This is a genomic window from Nocardia sp. PE-7, assembly GCF_030486425.1.
Taxonomy (GTDB): Bacteria; Actinomycetota; Actinomycetes; order Mycobacteriales; family Mycobacteriaceae; genus Nocardia; species Nocardia salmonicida_A.
Genome location: NZ_CP129614.1, coordinates 1,456,937 through 1,480,050 on the forward strand (window position 1 = coordinate 1,456,937; position 23,114 = coordinate 1,480,050).

Genomic DNA, 23,114 nt, shown 5'->3' on the forward strand with positions numbered 1-23,114 from the left:
TAGAGTTCTCTCGTGATCGTGATCGAAGGGCAACCGAGATGAGTCAGCACATGTTGCCGATCGGTGGGGGAACTCATCACAGCGACTTCCGGCTTAGCATCACCAAGGCGCTGGGGGATCAGCTCGCCGCAGCGCTCGCGATGCTGGTCGCCATCCCGCTGACCGAGGCGAACCTGACCGAGGGTGTCGACGAGCGCCCCGGTGTCTATCAGCTATATCTCGACGGCGAGTTCGTCTACGTCGGTAAGGCCGACAGGTCGCTCCGTGACCGGTTGAGTCAGCACCTGCGCAAGATCGCCGGCCGCCGCGACATTCCTCTCACCAGGGTCACCTTCTCGTGTCTGTACGTCGCCGAGGATTTCTCCGCCCTGGCGCCGGAACAGCTGCTGATCAGCCACTACAAGGGCAAGGGCGGCGTTCCCTGGAACAACAACGGCTTCGGCAATAAGGATCCGGGACGGCAGCGGGACAGGACGGTCCTGAAGGAGAAGCACTTCGACGTCGAGTTCCCGATCAACCTTGACGTGCCCGTCCCTGGTCTCAAAGCGGGCGCGACGACGGTCGGAACGTTCCTCGGAGCGTTGAAGTCCGGACTGCCCTTCGTTTTCCGCTACGAGAAGCTCCCATCCCAGTTGAGTGGGGGCATCCTCGACGTCGCCCGCGCGGATCTCACCGCGAACGAGGCATTCCGCCTCGTGGCCGCCGCCCTGCCGGAGGGCTGGCAGATCACAGCCCTGATGGGGTACGTGATCATGTACAAGGAAACCGAGGAGTACAGGAGCGCGTGGCGCTACTACCGAGCGGGAGAAGTCATCGACGTGACACCGGAGTCCCTTCCCGAGGACGCCGCCGTGGACACGTCGGATATCGACGAGTGAAGCACCCGATGCTCGTCTCGTCCCCACCACGTGATGTCGATACCCGGGCGAGCAGGTGAACGTGGACGCGAAGTACTCGCCCGAGTCGTTCGACCCACTGTCGACGACCCGGCTCGCCAACACGATCTGCGAGATGCTCGAGCGGCAACCGTTGGTCTCGATGGAGGACGAGATCCCGCGCTTCGACGGCTCCGGCCTCTACGCGCTGTACTACCGAGGCGAAAGCATCGACTTGTATCGCCCCCTCTCGAAGTTCCAGATCCCCGTGTACGCGGGACAGGCGCGGTCGAGCAACAGCGCGACCGGAAAGACCGTCGGCGCGGCCCGTCCTGTCTCCTCGCGGCTCCGCTCGCATCGAAAGTCGATCATCGAGGGCGGTCTACCGATCAAGGAGTTCCGATTCCGCGCCTTGCTCATGCCGGACGTGCACGCGGACTTGGGTGAGAACGGTCTGCGGGTCGGTTATCAGCCGGTGTGGAACAGCAAGCTCACAGGGTTCGGCAGTCACGAACAAGGGGCGACGACCCGTAAAAGCGGCAAATCCAAGTGGGATACCGTTCACGACGGGCGCAGCCGCACGTACGGCGAAGTCGCCCACGAACCGACCGAATTGATCACGGCCGCCATGAAACACATCGAATGGCAGATAGCGCAGTACCCGTGCTTACCATGGCAGCACCCAGCCGCCGAGGCGTACGAAGATCTCACGGCAAGCTGAACGTGGTCCGCGTCGTCCCCGTGAACTCGTCGAGACCGCACTTCTGCTCGAGTTCGCCGTCGTACAGGCCGACTGACCGGACAGGATGTAGGCGCGATCTTCCGCAAGTCCGGGTTCGGTGGTCGAGGCGACGAGCTGTAACGGGTGTCCGCTACCCGGGCCGTGAGTGATCCTCTACGCGGGTCAGCCTTGAATACGCCGACCAATCATTGCTTCCAATCGTGTCGGCGTGGGAAACGTCTTCGGAGGCTCGGGTGGGGAGGCTCCGCGTTTCAAGACTCATTATCGGCTTCGCAAGACTTCCAGTGAAGGCATCCGAACAAAAGTTGGTCCCGAGTAGACCATGTCCGATTGGGATGCCGCGAGGCCCGCTGTCCCGAGTGCTGTAACGAGAGTGCGGCCAGGGAGTGCCAGGGGCCTCGCGGTCGAAGGGTTATCCGAGCAACATCGCGAGCTGCTCGCGAATTCGGTCAGCATCCAGCTCGGCGTTCTGATGACGGGTGCGGATACCAGCGACGATATCGTCGGGAGCTTTGGAGAGGAAGCTGTCGTTGCTCAGCTTCTTTGCGGCAGCCTCGATTTCCTTGAGCGCGCCAGCGAGGTCCTTTTCGAGGCGACGCTTCTCGGCATCGACGTCGATCGCCTGCGACAAGTCCAGGCTGACGCGTGATTCGCCGATCGGCAGCGTCGCGGTCGAGTGAAAGGCGTCAGTGGGGGGATCGAGGCGAAGTAGCTGCCGGATGGCCGCCTCGCGACCAGCCAGGGCATCGGTGAGCTCGAGTTCGGCGGGGACGCGCTGGCTGGTTCGTACACCCTGTTCCGAGCGGAACCGTCGAACTTCGGTGACGAGGTGCTGCACCTGGGCGACCGTGGCCTCGGCCGCCGGGTCGCGGAAGCCGGAATCTTGCGGCCAAGTCGCGATGACGACCGATTCCCCGCCGGTGAGGGTGGTCCACAACTTCTCGGTGACGAACGGCACGAGCGGATGCAGCAGCCGCAGCAAGGTATCGAGCACGTGCCCGAGGACCCGACGCGATGCATCTGAGGCTGGACCGCCCTGCGCGAATACGGCTTTGGACAGTTCGAGATACCAGTCGAAGGTTTCGTCCCAGGCGAAGTGGTACAGGCACTCGGACAGTTTCGCGAATTGGTAGTCCTCGTAGTAGCCGTCGGCTTCGGCGATCACGGCACTCAGGCGCGAGAGAATCCAGCGGTCGGTGACCGAGAGATCCTCGGCCGCAGGCAGCGGCCCGGTGGTGGTAGCGCCGTTGAGGAGGGCGAATCGGCTCGCATTCCAGAGCTTTGTGGTGAAGTTGCGGCTGCCCGCGACCGATTCTTCGGCGATTGGTGCGTCGGTGCCGGGGTTGGCGGCGCGTGCGAGGGCGAAGCGGAGTGCGTCGGTGCCGTAGGAGTCCATCCACTCGATCGGATCGACCACATTGCCGAACGACTTGGACATCTTCTTGCCGTGCTTGTCGCGGACCATGCCGTGCAGGGCGATCTCAGTGAACGGTGACTGCCCGGTGGCGTAGAGACCGAACATCATCATCCGGGCGATCCAAAAGAAGAGCAGGTCATACCCGGTGAACAGCGCGCTGTTCGGGTAGAACTTCGCCAGGGCGTCGGTCTGGTCGGGCCAGCCCATGGTCGAGAACGGCCATAGTGCCGAGGAGAACCAGGTGTCGAGGACGTCGGGATCCTGTGTCCAACCATCTGGGGCGGTCTCGTCAGCGCCGACGCACCGGGTTTCGCCGGTGGGGCTGTACCAGATGGGGATCCGGTGTCCCCACCACAGCTGGCGGGAGATGTTCCAGTCGCGTAGGTTGTCGACCCAGTCGAAGTAGCGGCCAGCTAACTCGGGCGGGTGGATGGCGACGCGGCCGTCGCGGACGGCGTCACCGGCCGCCTGGGCCAGTGGTGCGACCTTGACCCACCACTGCATCGACAGGCGCGGCTCGATGACGGTGCCGCAGCGCGAGCAGTGCCCGACAGCATGGATGTAGGGCCGCTTCTCCGCGACGATGCGTCCGTCTGCGCGCAACGCGGCGACGACGGCGCTGCGAGCTTCGAGACGATCGAGCCCTTGGAACGGGCCAGGGGCGGTGATGATCGCGTGGTCGTCCATCACCGTGAGCGAGGGCAAACTGTGGCGTTGGCCGATCTCGAAGTCGTTGGGGTCGTGAGCGGGAGTGACTTTCACCGCGCCGGAACCGAATTCAGGATCGACGTGCTCGTCGGCGACCACGGGGATACGGCGACCGGTCAGCGGCAGCTCGATCTCGCGGCCGACGAGGTGGCTGTATCGGGGGTCGTCGGGGTGAACGGCCACGGCGGTATCACCGAGCATCGTTTCGGCCCGGGTGGTCGCGACAAGGATCTGGTCATCGCCCTCGCCATAGCGGATCGAGACCAGCTCGCCGTCGAGGTCCTTGTGATCGACCTCGATATCGGAGATCGCGGTCGCGCAGCGCGGGCACCAGTTGATGATGCGTTCGGCCCGGTAGATGAGGCCGTCGTCGTAGAGGCGTTTGAAGATCGTCTGGACAGCGCGCGAGAGCCCCTCATCCATGGTGAACCGCTCGCGGTCCCAGTCGACGCCGTCGCCGAGGCGACGCATCTGATCGGAGATGGCACCACCGGACTCGGCTTTCCACTGCCAGACACGCTGCTCGAACGCTTCGCGGCCGAGATCGTGGCGGGAGAGGCCCTCTTTGGCGAGTTCGCGTTCGACCACGTTCTGTGTGGCGATGCCGGCGTGGTCCATACCGGGTTGCCACAGGGTCTCGAAGCCTTGCATGCGTTTGCGGCGGGTGATCGCGTCGATCTGGGTGTGCTCGTAGGCATGGCCCATGTGCAGGCGGCCAGTGACGTTAGGGGGCGGGATGACGACGGTGTAGGCGGGTTTGTCGCTGGTCTCGTCGGCTTTGAAGTAGCCGTTGGCTACCCACCGTACGTACAGCTCACCCTCTAGTTCTACCGGTACGAAAGTCGTCGGCAGGGTTGTGGGGTCGGCGCTGTCGGGGCGGTGGGTATCGGTCACAGTCGCCCAGCATATTGCCTGCCCATCGGCGGTCTCTCCGCTGCCGGTGGGAGGTGGGGTCGCGTTCGTGTCGGTCATGGGATACCCAGAACGTCGACAGGACTGCCGAGGGTGGCTTTGCGCTCTCGAACCAGCGTCAGCGCTTGGTCGAGGTCGGCAGCGGCCATGTGCAGCAGGTCGGTTAGCCGGTCGGGTTTGCTCGCGCAGACGAATGCCGCTACTTCGGTGGCAGGGCGATCCTCGCCGAGGACCGCATGGAAGTAGTCGAGGTTCTTCTCGACCACGAGGCGCACTGATTTCAGTTCATCGACCTGGGCGGCGGACAGACGGGCGAAACGGCTATGGACGCGGTACCCGTGGAACGGGCGCGGTATGCAGCTGATCTCGTTCGTTTCGCCGCGCCGGTGGCGGGCGGCGAGGAGGCTGATCGCGAACGCCCAGTCCTGCCATTTGCGGACTTCCCGGTCATATCCGCCCGCGGCGAGGGCATCGGCGCGGCGGTAGACGATCGACATCGGTGCGTGGTGTTTGCGGACCAGCAGCTCTTCGCGGCAGGGATAGGCCGAGATCGTTAGCCCGTTGAAAGCGCCGAACATCTGCGAGTAGGTGTGGATGAACGCCAGGTGCGGTGAGGAAGCCAGGAGCTGGACCGCTTGTTCGGGGTAGCTGCCGTTTACGAGGAGGGCTGGATCGGTGGACAGCCGGTCGTCGGAGTCCAGTGGCAGGACGTAGGGGTAGCGGGCAATGCCGAGGCCGACGTTGCGGGCGGCTTGGGCGCCACCGTTAGCGCCTTGCCGCACGACGCGGACATCGGGGAACTCGAGGCAAGCGTCGATGCTTGTCAGCGTTTCGGGGTCGTCGCTGCCATCATCGACCACGATGATCTCAAGCGGATTTGACATCGGTTGTCGCACAACAGAGTCGACCGACTCCAGAACGAACTGCCCGCTGTTATAGCAAGGCACGATTACCGTGAGGCCGAGCAAGTCTTTTCTCATCGGCGGGGATCGTGGTCGGTGTTGCGGTGCGCGTGGACAGTGATCCTGTTGGCTTCGAAGTAGTTGTGCGGCGAGTCGGTATTGCGCTCGCGGTGTCGGGTCAAGCTCATGTGGCACTCCCATCCGGTATAGAGGCGTTCGATCGTGGTGCGAAAGGTGTCAGCGGTGTAGGCGGCTTCGTCCTCGATCAACACTCGACGTCCTTGCCGGTCGGTGCGGATGATGTCGGTGAACACCTCGAGGAAATGTCCTGTGCCGATCGGGGCACGCTGGATGCAGCGGGTCAGGGTCTCGCGGACTTGATCCTGGCGCAGGTAGTGCAGGACATCTTTGGCGACGACCACGCCGAATTGCCTTTCGACGGAGAAGTTTTCGATTCTTCGTTGAACCACCTCGATCCGGTCGGCAGAGTCCGCGAGCCCCGCTAGTCGTGAACGCAGGATCTGAGCCGGGACCTGGTCGACGGCCACGACTTCGAAGCCGGCTCGGGCCAAGGCAACGGTGTAGGTGCCTTTGCCGTATCCGAGGTCGAGGGCGGTTCGAGGAGCCTGGACGTCGACAGCGTTCAGGAATTCGGCGAACCTGTCGGAAACCGGTGCCGACAGCCGCTCCGCGGTCGGCGCTTCACCGGCCAGGGCCGCGAGATAGAAGGCGGTGACGTCTTTTTGAGAACGTGCTAGGTACATGCGTGGGCTCCTAGAATCCGTCGACTTCCACGATTTGGCCGGGGATGCGCAGCGATAGGGCGAGAGCTTCGGTGACTCGCATCGGCAGGTAGTGGTCCTGCAGTCGGCTACGGGTTTCGCTGCCGCGCAACCAGTTCTGCATCAGGGCGCGGTTGCTATCGCTGTGGAAGAGGCCGTCGAAAGTCTCACGCGAGACGTACTCATCGTCGGTGAGCAACGAGGCATTGGCGCGGGTGAGGATCTCCGCGACCGCGCCTATCTTGTCGGCATCGGGCCCGCGAGGGACGTCGTAGCAGTGGACGTGAACCGAATACAGCGTCGACAGTTGCGCTTCCAGGTCGACGCTGCTGGTCCGGCCGTTCTTGTTGTACACCCCGTCCGGAAATGCCCGCCAGCTCCGAATCGACGGTGTCGTCTGCTCGAAAGACAGAGTGCCCAGGGTGATCGTGGTATCGCTTTCGGCGTCGATCAGCCGGAACGTGGAGGTGATGTCGGTTTCGCCGTACCGGCGCGGTTCACGTGCCAGCGCAGCGCATTTCGAGTGTCCGCCGAGCATCTTCGTTGCCCGGGCCGACACTCGCTGGTCTTGGTCCGCAGGAAAAGCGCCGAAGGAGCACACTTGCAATCGCAGCGGCCGGCCCCGGAACAGCAGCTTGTTTAGCGCGAGCACCTGGACCGCGAGGTCGACGTAGTGGTAGCTGCCGTGCATCAACATTCCGTACCCATGACGGTAAGGGTGGTCGTCACGGGTCACGAATTCATGTGACAGATTCCAGACTCCGCCTGCGGCCCGCAGATGGAATGAGGTCAGTGGCGCCTTCCACGCGAGCATCCGATCGCGCAGCGGCTGGATGAGTCGATCGTTGTAGATGCTGTGGTAGCGGCTCAAGGTCATCACCGAGTGCCGCGCCGTCCTTCCTGAGGCGTCGGCGATCAGCTCGGCCATGGTGGTAGAGATCAGTGCGGGTTCGAACGCTCCGTCGATCATCGGAGCCAGAACCGGTTTCTCTACCAGCGAGTTGATTCCTTCGGCCACGCACCGGCGCAGATATTGCTCGTGCGAGCCAACCTCGGTGGCGATATAGGCCAGCATCGGCAGGCCAGGCAGCCGCAGGAAACGCAGCGCTGTCTGGGCTGTTTCCAGAGCCAGGGCCGGGTCACCTCGATCGGACTGGACGAAGAACTTCGTGCGCGGCTGCGGGTCCGCACCGACAAGCCGCGCTTCGACGACCTCTCGCTCGGATTCGAGGTCTATCAGCGACCAGGAATCGAGGTGACCCTCAGCGATCGCGTCCCGGATGACGGGCATGTACTTGTTGCGAACGATCTCGTCGTAGCCGATAACGACCAGTTGGTGGATGGTCATCGAGTCCTCCGTTGTCATGTGCCGGATCGCGGTGTCTGCCGCGGCGCGAGCGGTTGAGATGCTGGACGCGGCTTCGTTATATGGAGCTGCGCCAGCGAAAAGTGTTGTACTGCAAGTCATTACGAGATATCTAGTTGCTGCTATTCAGAGGGCGAGTTGCTGATGGCGGCGTACGCGCACGGGTTTCAGGCAGCGGGGTGCTGAATCCGTAGGGAAGGCCGAGCGAGAATTCGTGTGGTCTCACTGGGCCGTGCCAAGGTCAGGGGGTTGTCGAAAGGCACGCGGTGCCTTGGTCAGGGCTGTAGGAACAGCCGCTCGTTGGGAAGGCGGCGCATTCCGGCGCAGTGACCGGGGTAGACGGTGACCGTGCCGGGGCGGCTGGTGGCCACATCGCAGACGAACACCAGTGCAGCGGTCAAGCACGCCGCAAAATGCATTCGCACACCGGCTAATTCGACAGAAAAATGCGAATGTCGGGTTCGTCGGGGCATGGTGAGTGGCTGCCGGTTTTCATCGTCGAGTCTGCCTCAAGATCGATAACGCGCATTCGATCACCACGGCCCCCGACGGGCGGAACGCACTGATAGCCGGAGACACCCACGTGCGGATCATCAGCGGGTCAGGTACCGGGGACGGCAAGGCGATATCGCCATCGCGGATTACCACCACCCGCGCCTTCCACAATCGCGCCACCTCGTCGGGGTCGCCGATCGGCTGGATATCGGCCCTTGCTAGGAAGGTCCACATGTTGGCGCGCGGGTGCCCGATGATCGACAAAGGCGCGATACCGCGCACGTCGAGGTTGGTTTTGACCTGCTGGGCCAAATCGATCGGCATCATCACCGCCCCGACGAACCCGGCCCGCATCGTGATTCGCCCCGTTGCCGGGTCGACGACGGTCGGTAGCGAGCACATGCCCCGGTAGAACTCGCATCGTGTCCGGGGTGTCTCGGCAAAGGCCGCGGTGGGGTTGGTCTGGGTCATCGCAACCAACCGGCTTGTTTCATCGCATCGAACGCCTTGACGAGGTCGGCGCGCGACGGCGTGAGGTCGCCCTCGGCCAGGGCTGTTGGTCTGGGTCGGACACAATCGCTGGCGCGCTGGTTCAGTTCTGCCGGGGGCAGTGGCACAGAACAGGCCAAACCTTCGTTTTCGAGGCCGGACAAGGCACCGAGCAGCGCCACATATCGACTATCTCCGGGTCGGCCGGGCGTGCCGGGCGCCGGGCGGGCTACTGCCCGCGCCGATTCACCGACGGAGACTTCCTCAGCCGCCGAGACGTGGTGGCGCGCCGCTCCTGCACCTTCTGGCCGGCTTTGAAGGGCGCGGATGTCGGGAGTGATCAGGCCACCGGGTTCAGGGGCGTCGAGCACTTGTCGCTCGACATCGGTTAGGTTCGCCGTGCTCATCATTCCCCCTGGTAGGTACAGCGGCGACGTCGCATGTCGTAGCAGTCGTTGTCGCGAGCGTTTGCGTGAAACCCCGGTGTTCGGGGTAGTGCACGTCCAAGCATCCGCCGCTGAAAGCTGAAGGAAGAGGGCAAGTTATAGGGCAAAAAGGACCGCCACTCACGACGGGGCAGCCGACTACACTCGGGCACGTCCCGTAGTCGTACGGAGGTGGCGTGTCACCTAACATCCAGCTACAGCAACGTCGAGAAGGGACGCCGTCGCGGGTCGTCCCGAATACGACGATGAGCCGCGCTGAACTCGCCGACGCGATCAACGAACACGTGTGGCGAACGACTGGCGTACGACGAGATCTCGACGCGCACGCGATCGCCAGGTACGAACGCGGAGTTGTGCGGTGGCCGAGTGCTGACTATCGCCGCGCCATGAACCATGTTCTCGGGGCGTCAGATTCGGAACTCGGCTTTGTTCGGTCTCGCCGGCGCCAACCCGCCGAGGAGCGACCGGACCGCGCTCTCGCGGTGAATCTGTTCAGTCCGTTCGGCCCGTCGACCGGGGCAATCGGTTTCCTACCAGGATCCGATTTCTCCGGACCGCGATCCGGCCGGGTAGGCAATGCCGAGATCGACGCTGTCCGCGCGGCGACACAGACTGCCGCATCGACCGAAAACCTACACGGTGGAGGCTCCTCGGCGATCGTGGCCGCAAACCAAGCGCTGATGAGGTTCGCACCGATGGTGCATAGTTCGGTCAGCGCCAGTCGGCGCCGCTCGTTGTTCGAGGCGGTCGGCAATCTCAGCAGTGTCGTGGGGTACACCGCTTTTGACGCTGGTGAGTTCATAGATGCCGACCGATACTTCCAATTCGCGCTGTGGTGCGCGGACTCCGCGGGATCGTGGGATCTTCGCGCTAGTGCTCTCGCCGATATGGCGCGGCGATCGGCGTTCGTCGGGGATCCGGACAGCGCTCTCTCCCTTATCGAACTCGCCCAGGTCCGGTCGGACCGCCTGGCCTTCACCGTGCGTGCGATGCTGAATGCCATGCGCGCGCAGTATCTGGCCGCTTCGGGACGTACCCATGAGGTCGTTGCGGAGGTCGCCCGCGCAGATGAGTTATTCGAGGCCCGCGCACCAGCCACTGACCCGCCGTGGATGTGTTTTTACGACACAGCCGAACACCTTGGAAGTACCGGAAAGGCGCTCGCTTTGGCCGCCGAGGCACTCAACTCGATCGACGTCGCCGCACCTCGGCTGCGCTACGCCATCGACATGCAAGGCTCCGAATATCCCCGATCGCGAACGTTCTCACAGATTCGGTTAGCAGCGTTGACGATGAAGGTCGGAGACCCCCGCGACGCGGCCGCGATCGGAATCGAAGCAGTGGTTCGTAGTCGCGCATTGAAATCGGCACGTATCGCGACCGAGCTTCGTGGGCTGGCAGCGGTCGCGAGCACACACCGCCGCATCACCGAGGTCGGTGAGCTACGCGCCCTCATCGTCACAGCGACACCGCGCGAGTCAGCTTCATGAGCAGCCCCGAGCCTAACGAGGCGAGCTCGCTGTCCATTCTCGAAAAAGCGGCGGCTATCAGCGGCATCGATCCGACCCGTGCGGAACTTGTCCGGGCGGGGTCCAACACGATTTATCGCGTGGGCGACATCATCGGACGGGTCGGCAAGACCGGAACAGCTGATGCGGCCGAACGAGAACTGCGAATCTCACAGTGGCTCAATGCTTCTGGGATACCAACGGTTTACGTTGCCGACGTCGCTAATCCCTTAGCCGTGGTAGATGATCGTCCGATCACCTGGTGGCAGCGGATTCCGGACCACCGCGCGGCGACAACTACCGAACTCGCGATCACGCTTCGCCAACTTCACGCCCTCGCGCCGCCGACAACGTTTGTGCTCCCGGAGCACGAACCATTCGCCGGTCTTCGCCAAGCAATCACGTCGACAGGCCACCTCGCCGCTGAGGACCGTGCTTGGCTTCTCGACCACCACGACGGGCTGTGCAAACAGTATTCCCAGCTCGAGCCTCCTGCTCGGAAAACTGTCATTCACGGCGACGCGTGGCAGGGCAACCTCGTCGTTCCGGATGGAGGCAGGCCGATACTTGTTGATCTGGACCGCGTCTCACTGGGCCGACCGGGGTGGGATCTCATTCAGATTGCAGCTGACCACACCGATTTCGATCGTCTATCGGAGGCCGACTACCTAGCATTCGTCGACACCTATGGCGCTGACGTCACCACGGATTCGGTATTTCGTCTGCTTGCCGACATGCAGGAACTCCGCTGGACCGTCTTCGCGCTGTCGAGGTCAGAAGCCAGCGAGGGCGCAGAGGATGAGGTGTGCCATCGTCTTGCTTGCTTGCGGGGCGAAATTGACCGACCTTGGCGCTGGAACGCGCTCTAGCGAACTCGTTCGCGCGGCCATGGATATGCCGACCACTATGCGACGAGTGGCGACGGCGCGTTGAGACCGCACATGACTCATGGCCCTCGCCGCGGCGGTCACGTCATGGCTGCCCGTACGTTGGACCGGGGTTTGGGTCAGTTGGGAATGGCAGCACCGCAACGAATTTGATCACCTGGTCGGGCGTTCAGCACCTCGGTGCTGCGTCCGGCCGGTGATCCGTAAACTCGTTTACACGCACGTCAACGGGGAAAGGTTGAGCAGCCGGTCATGACATCGAACGGCCCGTTCCCTCGACTGCTGCCGGACTCGACATCGGATCGGAAGCCATCGCGCGAAACGACTGGAGCGCCTTCTCCGAAATCGACGTCCTACGTGATCACTGGACTGTGAAACAGTGGGCACCGGGGCGCACGGGCTACTACTGGTACCTGACTTTCGATGACGCCGGTCTGATCGAATTCGCTGCCGAATGCCAGCAGGCCCTGGCGATCGGCGGGTTCGATCCAGTTCCACTGGATGCCCTGCACATCACCATGATGGGGATCGGCTCCACGGACGATGTTGCCGAGGGGCAGATTGATGGACTGATCTCCGTTGCGCGTGAATATCTTTCGGATGTGAAGCCGTTCGATCTAACGGTAGGGCCGCTGAGCGGCTCACGTAGTGCGATCAGATTCTCCGTCGCACCGTGGGACCCGCTCCTCGATCTGCATCAGCTGCTGTCGACCTGTACCGGGGAAGCGTTACGGAGCGTCGCGAGCGCTTCGCGTGTTGCACGATTCCGGCCGCATCTGGGTATCGCCTACAACAACATTGACCGTACTGCAGTTGAGGTTTTCGACGCTGTCGCAGAGCTGCGCGGGGCCGAGCGCGTGAACGCGCGGGTGAACCAAGTCGAATTGGTCGTCCTAAGACGAGAAGACCACACCTACCGTTGGGATACCCGCGCGGTCCTTGATCTCGGCGGTTAGCGGCGCAACATTGCGGCCAGTTGGCCGATCGCTACATCGAAGCGGTGTCGGGCAGCTTTCGGGGCCAGGCCTCGCTGGGAACAGTGCGGCACGCCTTCCGGGAATACGTACAGGTCCGGGCGGTGGATGGCGGCGCGGCGCCAGCCGTCTTCGGCTGCTCTGCCCAGGCACAGCACGATTTCCAGGTCGGGGCACTGGGCGATGAATTCGCGGGTCCATCGGGTGCCTCGGTCGCGTTCGGAGGCCAGGGACGCTCCGTTTTCGCGGCCGGTGGGGAATGGGCAGACGTTCCAGTTGACGACTGAGTGCCAGTCGATGCCGTGGGCGGCGTAGGCCTCGCGGCAGTTTCTTGCCGTCGCGTCGTTGTTGTCGGGGCTGATCAGGCCGGAACCTCCGTTGCGCGCGGCCTCGGCCTTAGTGGACGGATTATCGAGCAGGACGAGTGCTCGTGCCTTGATTCCACCTAGATCGGGGTCGACGTACGGCACGTGGCCGTGCGGGATTCCCTCGGCGTCGGCGATCTTGTCGGCTAGGTCGTTCAGTGGTCGCACGTGGGGTGCGCGGATGCGGGAGTGCTTGTCCGCCAAGACATCAGGGTAGGCATTGCGTCCGTAGACCGTCATATGGGGAGTGTGACAGGGGCCGCCGACATGTTCGGATCATTGGCCGAATGAGCGTCGGAGGTTTGCGTTGATCAGGGTGTTGATGCGGTGGCGGAGGTGGCCGACTGTTGAGGTGTCGAGGTCTGGGGAGGTGACGTAGAGGGTCCAGCGGAGGTGAGTGCCGCCGTGGTTGTCGGATGGGAGGTCGAGATGTAGTTGGGCGGTAGGGTGTTTGGGCCACAGAGTTGTCCAGATGACGCGGTTGGGGTAGGTGCTTTCGAGGACCTCGGGCCGTTGTTCGTCTGTCAGCAAGATGAGCCAGGGTCGGGTGGGGTCGCGATCGGGGTTGGTGAGGGCGGCGAAGACTGCGTGAGGTGGGGCGGGTTGGCTTCGCCGACGGCTGCCGATGGCGTGCATAGGCAGAGGGTAGTTGGCGGCGGCTCAGCCGGCGGTCAGGTCGATGCCGAGTTCGGTTCGGCCGCACTGGGTTGCTTGGTTGGCGAGGAGTGTGCGGAGGGGTTGGGGGATTTCCTCGCGGGCTTCGGAGATCGATTGCCAGATCGCCGGGTCCTGCGTCGTGACGGTGGCGACGAAGAGTTCCAGGTTGTCGGATTCGTTGAGGAGAGTCAGGGAGCGGAGTCGGGATGAGACGTCCTGGCGGAGGGCGATTTGTATCAGGGTTGTGGTGCAGTCGGCGGTGGGGGCAGCTTCGAGCGCTTCTCGGAAACTGTTGTCGGTGAGGGTGTTTATGGCGGTGGCGAGGGTGTCGTGCGTGGTGGTGGGGAGGTCGTTGAGGAGGGGGAGGGCTTCGGGCCAGAGGTTGTGGGTGGCGGTGGCTTCGATGGCGGCGGTGAGGTAGGCGGGGCGGTGCATTACCGGGAGGGAAGCCAGGCGTTTGCGGTCCGGGGCAGAGAGGGCGAGGGCTACTGGCAGGAGGGTGGGCCAATGACTTTCGGCGTGGGCTTGCTCTATGAGGGTGGTGAGGGAGTCGTCGGGTTCGGTGGCTACTCGGGCGGCGACGGTGTGGAGTTGGGTGGGGGAGAGGTGGGTGGCTAGGGGGAGTAGGGAGAGCCAGAGGTTTTGGGTTAGGGCTAGGTCGGCGATTTTGGTGAGGAGGGTGGGGTTTTGCATGGCTGGGCGTTGGGCCAGGCGTTGTAGGGGTTGTGGGGACATGCCTGCTGCTACGGGGAGGAGGGTGTCCCAGGCGTCTACGTCTTCTACTGCGGCGAGTAGGCCGTCGATGACTTCGTCGTCCTGGGCGGCTACGACGTTGGCGAGTTTGGAGCGTTCGGTCGGGCCGAGGAGGGCTAGCAAGGTGATTGCTTTGGGCCATTCGTCCGCGTCGTGGGTTGCGCGGATGACACCGGGGACGCGGTCGGTGACGATGGTGAGGAGGCGGTCGGCGGCTGAGGTTTCCTCGAGGTAGTAGCCGACCTGGAGGATGTCGAGGTCGGAGGCGTGGGGGAGGGCTGCGCGCAGGACCGAGTCGGGGACCGAGCCTGCGAGGTTGCCCATTGTCAGATAGTCGCCGCGGCTGATCAATTCGCTTGCGACGGCTGCTGCCATCGGGCCGGGGACTCGGGCGATCAGTTCGACTGCTCGGCGGGGGTCGAGGGTGAGGGTGCCGTCGGCTAGGAAACTGGGGGAGAGGGCGCTGGCGATGGCTACGGCGCGGGCTGGGTCGACGGAGCCGGCGAGCGCGGCGGCGAGAACGGGGCCGAAGGCGGCTTCGGTGATCTTGGCGGCGATGGGGGCGGGGACCAGTTTGGCGGCGGCGCCTACTCGTTGCATGCGGCGGGCTTCGCGGCGGGCGGTGAGATCGGTGATCTGGTCGCGGAATTCGCGGAGGGCCGTGGGTGGGAGGGTGGCGAGGAAGGCCAGTTCGGCGGGGTCGCGGTCGAGGACGCGGGCCAGTTTGGCTAGTTCGACGGTGGTGTGGTGGGTCGCGGTCACAGTCCGAGCACCTTCTTCACGGCGGGGCGGGCCAGGCGGGGGATGAGGCGCATGCCGGAGTCGAGGGCGTCGTCGAGGGCGGACTTGCGGTGGTCGAGGGCGGCTCGGACGTAGTTGTCGAGGAGTGCCAGCTCGTCGAGGGTGAGGGTGGCGAAGTCGGGTGGTGGTGGGGCGCCGAGTGTTGCGGTGAGTTGGCGTAGGGCGTCCGACACGGACCGTCTCCTTCGATGTGATGTCCGGTAGTTCGTACTGCCGGTACGGGCAACGATAGTGCCGTTACGTGGTGCCGGTGATGATCGTTCTCACCGATCTGTGGCCGAGTGACGCGGAGCCGGATACCGGTGAATTCGTCAGCAGGGTGCGCGAATTGGTGTGGGGCATGCTCGATGCGTTTCTGCGCGGGCGGGGAGTCGCGGCGGATCCAGGGGTGCCGATCTTTGTCAGTCTTGCGGCGTTGAACCCGGATGTGGGCGAACTCTGAGGCATCGGCGAGGTGGCTTGCGGCATCAACTGAAATGGATCGACCACGACCTGGGTTGAACTGCCGGGTGGACCCGCCGCAGGTGCGGTTTGGCGGCGAAACGTCCGGCGAACTTCGAGTCGCCGGACGAGTCATCCTGTCAGTCGCGCGGTGGGTGGGGGAGTGCGAATGTCGCGAGCGCCTCCTCGATTCGCGCGACGCGATCCGGTGGCATGCGGTGGCGGACGTCGTGTGTCGGTCGGGACAGGCGGTTTACCAATTCACCGACGGTGTGGACGTAGCGGCGGTTCAGCGCGGGCAGGTTCAGGTGGACACGGCTGTCGGTGAAACAGACTCCGGTTCGCACGATCGCGGCCTCACCTGCACGCTGCAGTTGCTTCATCAGCAGCATGATCTTGAAATACGCCAGCTCCAGCACATTTCCGTGGTCTATTCGCCGACCGTTCGCCGCGGTCTGAATCCAATGGTCGGTCTCGACGTCGACCGAGCCGGACCAGGCTTTCAGCTCGATCATGTGCAGGCCGCTCGGGGTGGTCAGCAACAGATCGATCTCGAAAGGCTTCGCGCCGGTTGCCGGGAACTCGAAGTTGGACCAGGCACGCCACGGACTCGCGGACGGTAAGCGTTCGAGGATGGCGGCGAGTCCGCGGCGTTCGTGGATGTATTCCGATTCTGTGATCGGAGTCCAGGCCATCGTCGCCGGCTTGTTGATGGGTGACGGGCGGTGTCTCGGCATGGCGGCGGGGTTGGGCCGCGGTGGGGATGTCACCGGGCACTCAGCCCAACCGGCGGATGTCGCCGCGGACTCGGTAGAAGCCGCCTCGGGCGGATTCGGAGACGGCGTCGACGACGTAGCGGGCGCCGGCGTGGCGGATGTCGCGGGGGAATTGGACGTTCCAGGCGGGGTCGTAGCCGGGGGAGATGACGTGGACGCGGAGGGAGTCGCCGTGTTGGAGGCATTCGACGATGACGCCGGTGCCGACGTCGGTGGTGAGTTCGAGGGTGGTGCTGGGGGCTACGGCGGAGAATTCGGGGGCCTTCACCGAGCGGGTGGTGGGGAGGACGCCTTGGTCGGCGTCGCGGATGGCGGATTCGCTGACGTCGAGGCAGGCCAGGGCGCCGGAGGTGGTGACCAGGTAGAGCTTTTCGTCGTGGTACTGCATGGAGTAGGCGGAGCCGCAGCCGGTGGCGAGTTTCCACAGGCGGGTGCCGGTGGCGTCGAAGCAGTAGACCGAGGAGTGGGAGTCGCCGGCGAAGACGTAGCGGCCGTCGGGGGAGGCGGCGCAGGAGAAGACGGCGGCGTCGCACTGGTAGGTGCGGGTGGCGCTGCCCTGCTTGGTGATTTCCTCGACCTGGTTGTGGGAGGTGCCCGCGTAGACGGTGTCGGATTCCTGCCAGCCGAACAGGACCGCGCCGCGGGTGGACGAATTCCACTGGGAGCGACCGGTTTCCAGGTGGTACTTGGTGACGCCGGCGCTGTGGCCGTGGTAGACGCCGGTGGGGTCGACGCGGACCATCCAGCCGGAGTTGCCCTTGCTGCGCGCGGACCAGAGGGATTCCTCTTCGTGGTCGATGACGGTCAGGCCGCCCGCGGAGTCGGAGGCGGCGAGGATGCCGTCGTGGATGTCGAGCCAGTAGACGTCGTCGGCGGAGACGTCGTAGGCGGCGCGGGGGACCTTGCCGGACAGGTCGTAGACGCGGCCGTCGTCGCAGCCCGCGTAGATCCAGAAGTCGTCGGCGACGATGCATTTGACGGCGTCGGGCAGTCGGTAGCTGTTGGTGACGACGCCGGCGGGGGAGAGGGTGAAGACCTCGCCGTCCTCGTTGCCGACCCAGCAGCGCTGCTCGTCGACGAAGATGCCGAAGGCGGCGGCGCCGGAGTCGAAACGCCACAGGACGGGGGCCGACTTGGCGGTGGAGCGCTGGCTGGTGATGCTGCGGCGGGTGACGGTGCGGCGTTCGCGCGCGCCCATGACGGCGGGGGCGTAGCCCTTGCGCACCTTTTCGCCGATCTTCTTCTGCGCGGCCGACTTCGCCTTGTCCTCGGTGGCGAAGGAGCTGGCTTTGGACTGACCCTGCTCGCCGATGCGGCCGTAGCGGATATTGACGTTCGTTCCGGTGACGACTACCTCGTAGAACTTGTGCGAGGAGCCCGCGTCGTCGGACAGTTCGAGATAGGTGGTTTCGGCGGTCATGCGTCCTCGCTGAGCTCGTGGAGATCGAATGCACGAAAAGTAGCAAGGGGCACCGACATTGGTGGGGCGCTCGTCAGCGGTGGGGAATTCGGCCGCCTGAGGTTAGGCGAATGTGGTCCGACCGCACTGGCCGCCTGCGCGGTGAACAAGCTGTTAGGGCGCGTCGGCAGCTCGACCCCGACTGCGTACAAGCTGCTCGGATAGCGCGGCGATGGCCGATGGGTTCGAGCGAGTCGACGGAACTTTGTTATGTCGACGGATCGAACCAGTGATGTAGGCGACAGCTGAAGCGTCAGGCGGCGCGACAGGCCGTCTTGATAACGACACGCGGCGAAAGGATTGCGGGATCGCGTCGGGTGATAGATGCTGGTCCGACTGTGTAGTGTGCGTCTGGACGTGACATTTCCGCGACCGTTTCGTAATCTTACAGTGACCTGTTCTCGACAATGACTGGTGATCTACATCGTGACTGCTTCGCATCGCAAACCGTCGGCTCCCAAGAGCCGCATGCCGCTGGCCGTATGCAGTCTCGCGGCAACCATTCCCGGCATGTTGATGATGGTGATGCGGCCGGGCGCGGGGGAGGTCGAGGCAGTGGCTTCGGTCGAACCGCTGTCGACTTCGGCCATCGAGGCCGACCCGATCGCCGCCGCGCCGATGCACGATGCACCGCAACCCGGGCCGATTGTCAGGGCTGATGACGAGCTGGCCGCCTTGTCGGCGCTCAAGGTCAAGGTCCTGTGCGGGACGGAGTTCAACGGGACGCTGCCGCATGTGGCGCAGGTCGGCAATCTGCTGCAGAAGATGTTCGGGGTCGCCGATATCGGTGGTGCGCACGGTCGCTACGACGGTGACCACGGCGCGGGGCAGGCGCTCGACGTCATGACATCGAACGCCGCGTTGGGTAATACGATCGCCGATTTCGTCCTGGCCAACAAGGCGCGCTTCGGTGTCACCTATGTGATCTGGCAGCAGCGCTACAACGACGGTAACGGCTGGTCCTACATGGAGGATCGCGGCAGCCCGACGCAGAACCACTATGACCACGTGCACATTTCCTTCAAGTCGTCGGGCGCGGCCAACATCGCCTGCTGATCTCGGCTCGCGGTCGGCTTGATCGGCGCTCCTGTGAGCGCATCGCCGTCCAACTGGCTGAATTAGAACGTGTTCTAGCAATACCGCCCATTCGTGCGGACCATCCTCATACGGTGTGAGGGGTTCGAATCTACGAAGGAGTGTGCGGACATGGGACGGTTGGCCGGCAAGGTCGCGGTGATCAGTGGTGGGGCTCGGGGGATGGGGGCGGCGCATGCTCGGCGGTTTGTCGCCGAGGGGGCGTCGGTGGTGATCGGGGACGTTCTCGATGACGAAGGCGCCACGGTGGCAAAGGAACTCGGGGACGCGGTGGTGTACCGGCATCTCGATGTTCGTGAGCCGGAGCAGTGGGCGGGGGCTGTGGCGGCGGCGGTCGAGGAGTTCGGCGGGCTGCATGTGCTGGTGAACAACGCGGGGATCGTCAATGGGAATCTGTTGGTGGACTTCGCGTTGGACGAGTGGCAGCGGATTATCGATATCAATCTGACCGGGACTTTTCTCGGGATGCAGGCGGCCGTTCCGGCGATGAAAGCTGCTGGTGGCGGGTCGATTGTGAACATCTCCTCGGTGGAGGGGATGCGGGGTAGTCCGGGTCTGCACGGATACACGGCGACGAAATTCGCGGTGCGTGGGCTCACCAAGTCGGCGGCACTCGAGCTCGCGCCGCAGGGGATTCGGGTGAATTCGGTGCATCCGGGACTGATTTCCACGCCGATGACCGAGGGAATTCCCGCGGATTTCCTGCAGATTCCGCTCGCGCGGGCGGCCGAGCCGGATGAGGTGTCGGCGCTGGTGGCGTATCTGGCGTCCGACGAGTCCTCGTATTCGACCGGCGCGGAGTTCGTGGTGGACGGTGGTCTTACCGTCGGTGTACCGCACAAAAGCTTCTGACCTGGCATGTAGTGCGTTTTGGGCGATCGACTCAACCGAACGGGTGATCTCGGCGCGCGAAAGCGAGGAAGATGGGGAGTATGGCCCCCAACAGTGCGAAATATCTGATCAGCAACGGCACCGACGACCGGGTGTCGCTTTTCGATGACGGGCGCGTGAAGGTTTGGTCGACCACCCACCTGTGGACCGAAGAAGGTCGCGAGCGGCACAATGCCCTCGGCGAGACTGTGCTGCTCGGTATCGGGCGCACACTCGGTGAGCCCGGTCCCGTGGATCGGCGTCAGCAGTGCGATGCGGAGTTCGAGCTCGACCCGGAGAAAGGTCACACGGTGGCTGCCACCGTCGGCGCGGACAACGGGACGTTCGTGCAGTTCTTCCATGACGGCAAGATCGCTGTCGGCAACGACGGGCGCGATGTGGCGACGGTGTTCAACGCCGGCCGGGAAACGACGTCGGCTCGCGGCACGACCGGTGTCGGCGGGTCGGTGATGGTCACCTTCGGTGGCAGTTACCGACCGAGGACCAAGCGCGAGAGCGACTTTCAGGTGGAATTGAGCGAGGCCACGGCCCCGCGGCCCAACCGGCTGTACAAGGACGAGTTCCTTGTGAAGTAGCTCCGGCGATCCGGGGCGACCGACAGGGTCGCCCCGGCTCCGGTTCGTCAGCCGTAGTAGCAGACGTAGTGCAGGGTGTCGACGACCTCGATGTCGAACGAGCTGTCGCCGGGGACCTTGAACGACTCGCCCGCACGGTAGGTGACGGCCTCGGTCGTACCGGCCAACGTCACGTTGGCCTCACCGGCGACCACCTCCATGATCTCCGGAGCGTTGGTGCCGAAGGTGAGCGACGACGGCTGGATCACGCCGACCGACACCGAGGTGCCATCGGGCAACTCGAGGCTGTAGCTGACGCACTTGCCGTCGAAGTAGACGTTGGCCTTCTTATTGACGGAGACGTTCTCGAACTTCGACATGGGTCCTTCCGAGGGGGTGAGGGGACCCTTAGTCTAAGTCAGCTGCCGAAGCGGGCCAGGACCGAGCTGGCTTCCTGGGAGGCGGTGCCTTCCTTGGCGAGGTGGGCCATGGCTTCGGGGATCTCGCGGCCGTGGTGGGTCATCGCTTGGGCGTAGAGGCGGCCTGCTCGGTAGGAGGAGCGGACCAGGGGGCCTGCCATGACGCCGGCGAAGCCGAGTTCCTCGGCGACGCGGGAATGCTCGACGAATTCCTCCGGCTTCACCCAGCGGTCGACCGGGTGGTGGCGCGGGCTGGGGCGCAGGTACTGGGTGATGGTGAGGATGTCGCAGCCCGCTTCGTGGAGGTCGCGCATCGCCTCGGTGACCTCGTCGGGAGTTTCGCCCATGCCGAGGATGAGGTTGGACTTGGTGACCAGGCCCGCCTCGCGGGCGGCGGTGAGCACGGCGAGGGAGCGCTCGTAGCGGAAGGCGGGGCGGATGCGCTTGAAGATGCGCGGCACCGTTTCCAGGTTGTGCGCGAGGACCTCGGGGCGCGAGGAGAAGACCTCGGCGAGCTGGGCCGGGTCGGCGTTGAAGTCGGGGATGAGCAGTTCGACGCCGGTGGCGGGGTTGCTCGCCTTGATGGCGCGCACGGTTTCGGCGTAGAGCCAGGCGCCGCCGTCGTCGAGGTCGTCGCGGGCGACGCCGGTGATGGTGGAGTAGCGCAGCCCCATCGACTGGACGCTCTCGGCGACGCGGCGGGGCTCGTCGCGGTCGAGGGCGGCGGGCTTGCCGGTGTCGATCTGGCAGAAATCGCAGCGGCGGGTGCACTGCTCACCGCCGATGAGGAAGGTGGCCTCGCGGTCTTCCCAGCATTCGAAGATGTTGGGGCAGCCCGCTTCTTCGCAGACCGTGTGCAGGCCCTCGGACTTCACCAGGCTCTTGAGCTCGGTGTATTCGGGGCCCATGGTGGCGCGGGTGCGAATCCACTTGGGTTTGCGCTCGATCGGGGTCTCCGCGTTGCGCGCTTCGATGCGCAGCAGCTTGCGTCCGGCGGGGGCAGAGGCGTCTACGGAACTCACCGCACCGACTCTACGCTCGGGGCCTGCGCGTTCGCCGGTGTGGTGGTGCGATCAATGTCATGCGGCGAGACGGGAATTTCGCCGTCGAGCGCGGCAACAATCGCGGCGGCGACGAGAGGCTTGAGTTCGGCGACGGTGACTTCGCGGCCGAGTTCGCGGGTCAGGGTGGTGACGCCGGCGTCCTTGATGCCGCAGGGCACTATCGCCTGGAAGCCGTCGAGGGCGGAATTGCAGTTCAGGGAGATGCCGTGCAGGGCGACGCCGCGCTGCACGCGCACCCCGATCGCGGCGATCTTGCGCTCGGCGAGCAGTTCGGTGGCGGGCAGCCACACACCGGAGCGGCCTTCGATCCGGCCGCACGTGATGCCGAACCCGGACACGACCCGGATCAGGGCCTCTTCCAGGCGCCGGACGTAGTGGACGACATCGACTGGCTCGGCGAGGCGGATGATCGGGTAGCCGACCAGCTGGCCGGGACCGTGCCAGGTGATCTTGCCGCCGCGGTCTACCTGCACCACCGGGCTGCCGTCGATCGGCAGATCCTCGGCCTCGGTGCGGCGACCCGCGGTGTAGACCGACGGGTGCTCGAGCACGAACAGCCGGTCGGCGCCTTCGCCCGCTGCGCGCTGATCGGCGGTCTGCCGTTGCAGCTCCCAGGCGGCGTGATAGTCGATGAGTCCGAGATCCTCGACCACGACCGGGGTCGAATCGAATCGAGCGGACGCGGTGGGGCGCGTGTCGTTCACAGCTTTGACGTTACGCCCCGGGGTGCCGGTCGGTCAGCCCGGCCACTCAGGGCCGACGGGCCGCGTGGAGCACTTGTTCGGGGCTGCCGGTCGCGCGCACTCGCGATGGTCGAGCGACCGAGCTGGTTCATGGTTCGACGGGGAAGTTTCGCTGCATCAGGGTCAGGTCCATCCAGCGGCCGAATTTGTGGCCTACCTCGGGGAGCTCACCGACAGTGTGGAAGCCGAAGCGTTCGTGCAGGACGATCGACGCGCTGTTGCCGGACTCGATGGCGGCGATCATGGCGTGGACGCGGCCGGAATCTGTTGCGCGCGCGATCAATTCGGTGAGCAGGGTGGTGGCTACGCCGCGGCGCTGGAAGTGGTTGTCCACGTAGACGGAGTTCTCGACGGTGAAGCGGTAGCCGGATTTGGGGCGCCACTGGCCGTAGGAGGCGTAGCCGGCGACCTCGCCGTCGATCTCGGCGACGAGGATCGGCATGGCGGCGGCGGTGCGGGTGGCGAACCAGGCGAGGCGGTCGTCGAGGTCGACTTCGTCGGTGTCCCAGATCGCGGTCGACTCGGCGATGTTGGTGTTGTGGATGGCCAGCACGGCGGGGAGGTCGGCCTTGTCGGCGTCGCGGATCAGCATG

The 23,114-nt window shown here is 64.6% G+C and carries 25 protein-coding genes; 9 read left to right on the plus strand and 16 right to left on the minus strand.

All coding sequences use genetic code 11. The features are described 5' to 3' along the window. The first annotated feature begins 38 nt into the window (after positions 1 to 38). On the plus strand, positions 39 to 878 hold the full coding sequence (locus QX204_RS06840; protein ID WP_301905723.1) for a GIY-YIG nuclease family protein: 840 nt from the start codon (positions 39 to 41) through the stop codon (positions 876 to 878). Between the two features lie 61 nt (positions 879 to 939). Next, positions 940 to 1,596 carry an Eco29kI family restriction endonuclease gene (locus tag QX204_RS06845; protein WP_301905724.1) on the plus strand — a complete coding sequence of 219 codons (657 nt, stop codon included), beginning with the start codon at positions 940 to 942 and terminating at the stop codon, positions 1,594 to 1,596. Positions 1,597 to 2,029: 433 nt separating this feature from the next. Here QX204_RS06845 and QX204_RS06850 read toward each other — a convergent pair whose 3' ends face one another. The 7 genes from QX204_RS06850 to QX204_RS06880 form a co-directional block, all read right to left on the minus strand. Next, a complete protein-coding gene (locus QX204_RS06850) occupies positions 2,030 to 4,636 on the minus strand; it encodes a valine--tRNA ligase (protein WP_301905725.1) in 2,607 nt (868 codons plus the stop codon). Positions 4,637 to 4,710: 74 nt separating this feature from the next. Beyond that, a complete protein-coding gene (locus tag QX204_RS06855; RefSeq protein ID WP_301905726.1) occupies positions 4,711 to 5,634 on the minus strand; it encodes a glycosyltransferase family 2 protein in 924 nt (307 codons plus the stop codon). Beyond that, positions 5,631 to 6,320: a class I SAM-dependent methyltransferase gene (locus QX204_RS06860; protein ID WP_301905727.1), complete on the minus strand. Its 690-nt coding sequence runs from the start codon at positions 6,318 to 6,320 to the stop codon at positions 5,631 to 5,633. Before QX204_RS06860 ends, QX204_RS06855 begins: the two co-directional genes overlap by 4 nt. Before the next feature lie 10 nt (positions 6,321 to 6,330). Continuing rightward, positions 6,331 to 7,806 carry a hypothetical protein gene (locus QX204_RS06865; protein ID WP_301905728.1) on the minus strand — a complete coding sequence of 492 codons (1,476 nt, stop codon included), beginning with the start codon at positions 7,804 to 7,806 and terminating at the stop codon, positions 6,331 to 6,333. A gap of 173 nt (positions 7,807 to 7,979) precedes the next feature. Next, positions 7,980 to 8,105, minus strand: a complete 126-nt coding sequence (locus tag QX204_RS06870) for a hypothetical protein (protein WP_301905729.1) — start codon at positions 8,103 to 8,105, stop codon at positions 7,980 to 7,982. A 91-nt stretch (positions 8,106 to 8,196) separates the two neighbouring features. Continuing rightward, complete coding sequence (locus QX204_RS06875) at positions 8,197 to 8,553, minus strand: hypothetical protein (protein ID WP_301905730.1); 357 nt, start codon at positions 8,551 to 8,553, stop codon at positions 8,197 to 8,199. Positions 8,554 to 8,666: 113 nt separating this feature from the next. After that, positions 8,667 to 9,095 carry a hypothetical protein gene (locus QX204_RS06880; protein ID WP_301905731.1) on the minus strand — a complete coding sequence of 143 codons (429 nt, stop codon included), beginning with the start codon at positions 9,093 to 9,095 and terminating at the stop codon, positions 8,667 to 8,669. Between the two features lie 284 nt (positions 9,096 to 9,379). On the opposite strand from QX204_RS06880, the gene QX204_RS06885 reads away from it, so the two are divergent. The 3 genes from QX204_RS06885 to QX204_RS06895 all read left to right on the plus strand — a co-directional run bounded on the left by QX204_RS06885 (position 9,380) and on the right by QX204_RS06895 (position 12,485). Continuing rightward, positions 9,380 to 10,624 carry an NsdA family TPR-like regulatory protein gene (locus QX204_RS06885; RefSeq protein WP_301905733.1) on the plus strand — a complete coding sequence of 415 codons (1,245 nt, stop codon included), beginning with the start codon at positions 9,380 to 9,382 and terminating at the stop codon, positions 10,622 to 10,624. After that, positions 10,621 to 11,511, plus strand: a complete 891-nt coding sequence (locus QX204_RS06890) for a phosphotransferase family protein (RefSeq protein WP_301905734.1) — start codon at positions 10,621 to 10,623, stop codon at positions 11,509 to 11,511. Before QX204_RS06885 ends, QX204_RS06890 begins: the two co-directional genes overlap by 4 nt. 389 nt (positions 11,512 to 11,900) lie before the next feature. Further along, a complete protein-coding gene (locus tag QX204_RS06895) occupies positions 11,901 to 12,485 on the plus strand; it encodes a 2'-5' RNA ligase family protein (protein ID WP_301905735.1) in 585 nt (194 codons plus the stop codon). Here the strand turns inward: QX204_RS06895 and QX204_RS06900 are convergent. From QX204_RS06900 to QX204_RS06910, 3 genes are all read right to left on the minus strand, one after another. Further along, positions 12,482 to 13,108 (minus strand): uracil-DNA glycosylase family protein, encoded by a 627-nt coding sequence (locus tag QX204_RS06900; RefSeq protein ID WP_301905737.1) that lies wholly within the window; start codon positions 13,106 to 13,108, stop codon positions 12,482 to 12,484. The two genes, QX204_RS06895 and QX204_RS06900, sit on opposite strands and share 4 nt — an antisense overlap. Positions 13,109 to 13,528: 420 nt before the next feature. Continuing rightward, entirely contained in the window at positions 13,529 to 15,040 is a 1,512-nt protein-coding gene (locus QX204_RS06905) for a hypothetical protein (protein WP_301905738.1), read from the minus strand. Then, the gene (locus tag QX204_RS06910) at positions 15,037 to 15,252 is read right to left on the minus strand and encodes a hypothetical protein (protein WP_301905739.1); all 216 of its coding nucleotides are present in this window, start codon (positions 15,250 to 15,252) and stop codon (positions 15,037 to 15,039) included. The genes QX204_RS06905 and QX204_RS06910 overlap by 4 nt, the downstream gene beginning before the upstream one ends. Positions 15,253 to 15,332: 80 nt before the next feature. Here QX204_RS06910 and QX204_RS06915 point away from each other — a divergent pair, with 80 nt between their 5' ends. Beyond that, positions 15,333 to 15,521, plus strand: a complete 189-nt coding sequence (locus tag QX204_RS06915; protein WP_301905740.1) for a hypothetical protein — start codon at positions 15,333 to 15,335, stop codon at positions 15,519 to 15,521. 139 nt (positions 15,522 to 15,660) lie between these two features. Here QX204_RS06915 and QX204_RS06920 read toward each other — a convergent pair whose 3' ends face one another. Both QX204_RS06920 and QX204_RS06925 read right to left on the minus strand, forming a co-directional pair. After that, entirely contained in the window at positions 15,661 to 16,215 is a 555-nt protein-coding gene (locus tag QX204_RS06920; protein WP_301905741.1) for an NERD domain-containing protein, read from the minus strand. A gap of 82 nt (positions 16,216 to 16,297) precedes the next feature. Next, positions 16,298 to 17,716, minus strand: a complete 1,419-nt coding sequence (locus QX204_RS06925) for a WGR domain-containing protein (RefSeq protein ID WP_301905742.1) — start codon at positions 17,714 to 17,716, stop codon at positions 16,298 to 16,300. Positions 17,717 to 18,169: 453 nt separating this feature from the next. Between QX204_RS06925 and QX204_RS34405 the strand changes: the two genes are divergently transcribed. From QX204_RS34405 to QX204_RS06940, 3 genes are all read left to right on the plus strand, one after another. After that, positions 18,170 to 18,811: a VldE C-terminal domain-containing protein gene (locus tag QX204_RS34405; RefSeq protein ID WP_364716522.1), complete on the plus strand. Its 642-nt coding sequence runs from the start codon at positions 18,170 to 18,172 to the stop codon at positions 18,809 to 18,811. Positions 18,812 to 18,961: 150 nt separating this feature from the next. Then, positions 18,962 to 19,702, plus strand: coding sequence for a glucose 1-dehydrogenase (locus QX204_RS06935; protein ID WP_062991974.1), 741 nt, complete (start codon positions 18,962 to 18,964; stop codon positions 19,700 to 19,702). Between the two features lie 80 nt (positions 19,703 to 19,782). Continuing rightward, entirely contained in the window at positions 19,783 to 20,316 is a 534-nt protein-coding gene (locus tag QX204_RS06940) for a hypothetical protein (RefSeq protein ID WP_062991977.1), read from the plus strand. 47 nt (positions 20,317 to 20,363) lie between these two features. Here the strand turns inward: QX204_RS06940 and QX204_RS06945 are convergent, their stop codons facing one another. The 4 genes from QX204_RS06945 to QX204_RS06960 all read right to left on the minus strand — a co-directional run bounded on the left by QX204_RS06945 (position 20,364) and on the right by QX204_RS06960 (position 23,113). Continuing rightward, positions 20,364 to 20,675: a pyrimidine/purine nucleoside phosphorylase gene (locus QX204_RS06945; RefSeq protein ID WP_301905743.1), complete on the minus strand. Its 312-nt coding sequence runs from the start codon at positions 20,673 to 20,675 to the stop codon at positions 20,364 to 20,366. 38 nt (positions 20,676 to 20,713) lie between these two features. Then, entirely contained in the window at positions 20,714 to 21,736 is a 1,023-nt protein-coding gene (gene lipA, locus QX204_RS06950; protein ID WP_056816683.1) for a lipoyl synthase, read from the minus strand. Continuing rightward, a complete protein-coding gene (gene lipB, locus QX204_RS06955) occupies positions 21,733 to 22,482 on the minus strand; it encodes a lipoyl(octanoyl) transferase LipB (RefSeq protein WP_301905744.1) in 750 nt (249 codons plus the stop codon). Before lipB ends, lipA begins: the two co-directional genes overlap by 4 nt. A 127-nt stretch (positions 22,483 to 22,609) precedes the next feature. After that, entirely contained in the window at positions 22,610 to 23,113 is a 504-nt protein-coding gene (locus tag QX204_RS06960) for a GNAT family N-acetyltransferase (RefSeq protein ID WP_301905745.1), read from the minus strand. Position 23,114 lies beyond the last annotated feature (1 nt).

Coding starts and splice junctions, on each gene's coding strand:
- QX204_RS06935 (WP_062991974.1), top strand. CDS start 18,962: ATGGGACGGTTGGCCGGCAAGGTCGCGGTGATCAGTGGTGGGGCTCGG.
- QX204_RS06880 (WP_301905731.1), bottom strand. CDS start 9,095: ATGAGCACGGCGAACCTAACCGATGTCGAGCGACAAGTGCTCGACGCC.
- QX204_RS06840 (WP_301905723.1), top strand. CDS start 39: ATGAGTCAGCACATGTTGCCGATCGGTGGGGGAACTCATCACAGCGAC.
- QX204_RS06925 (WP_301905742.1), bottom strand. CDS start 17,716: ATGACCGCCGAAACCACCTATCTCGAACTGTCCGACGACGCGGGCTCC.
- QX204_RS06855 (WP_301905726.1), bottom strand. CDS start 5,634: ATGAGAAAAGACTTGCTCGGCCTCACGGTAATCGTGCCTTGCTATAAC.
- QX204_RS06920 (WP_301905741.1), bottom strand. CDS start 16,215: ATGGCCTGGACTCCGATCACAGAATCGGAATACATCCACGAACGCCGC.
- QX204_RS06945 (WP_301905743.1), bottom strand. CDS start 20,675: ATGTCGAAGTTCGAGAACGTCTCCGTCAATAAGAAGGCCAACGTCTAC.
- QX204_RS06860 (WP_301905727.1), bottom strand. CDS start 6,320: ATGTACCTAGCACGTTCTCAAAAAGACGTCACCGCCTTCTATCTCGCG.
- QX204_RS06900 (WP_301905737.1), bottom strand. CDS start 13,108: ATGACGGTCTACGGACGCAATGCCTACCCTGATGTCTTGGCGGACAAG.
- QX204_RS06890 (WP_301905734.1), top strand. CDS start 10,621: ATGAGCAGCCCCGAGCCTAACGAGGCGAGCTCGCTGTCCATTCTCGAA.
- QX204_RS06915 (WP_301905740.1), top strand. CDS start 15,333: ATGATCGTTCTCACCGATCTGTGGCCGAGTGACGCGGAGCCGGATACC.
- QX204_RS06885 (WP_301905733.1), top strand. CDS start 9,380: ATGAGCCGCGCTGAACTCGCCGACGCGATCAACGAACACGTGTGGCGA.
- QX204_RS06960 (WP_301905745.1), bottom strand. CDS start 23,113: ATGCTGATCCGCGACGCCGACAAGGCCGACCTCCCCGCCGTGCTGGCC.
- QX204_RS06940 (WP_062991977.1), top strand. CDS start 19,783: ATGGCCCCCAACAGTGCGAAATATCTGATCAGCAACGGCACCGACGAC.
- QX204_RS06875 (WP_301905730.1), bottom strand. CDS start 8,553: ATGCGGGCCGGGTTCGTCGGGGCGGTGATGATGCCGATCGATTTGGCC.
- QX204_RS06865 (WP_301905728.1), bottom strand. CDS start 7,806: ATGACTTGCAGTACAACACTTTTCGCTGGCGCAGCTCCATATAACGAA.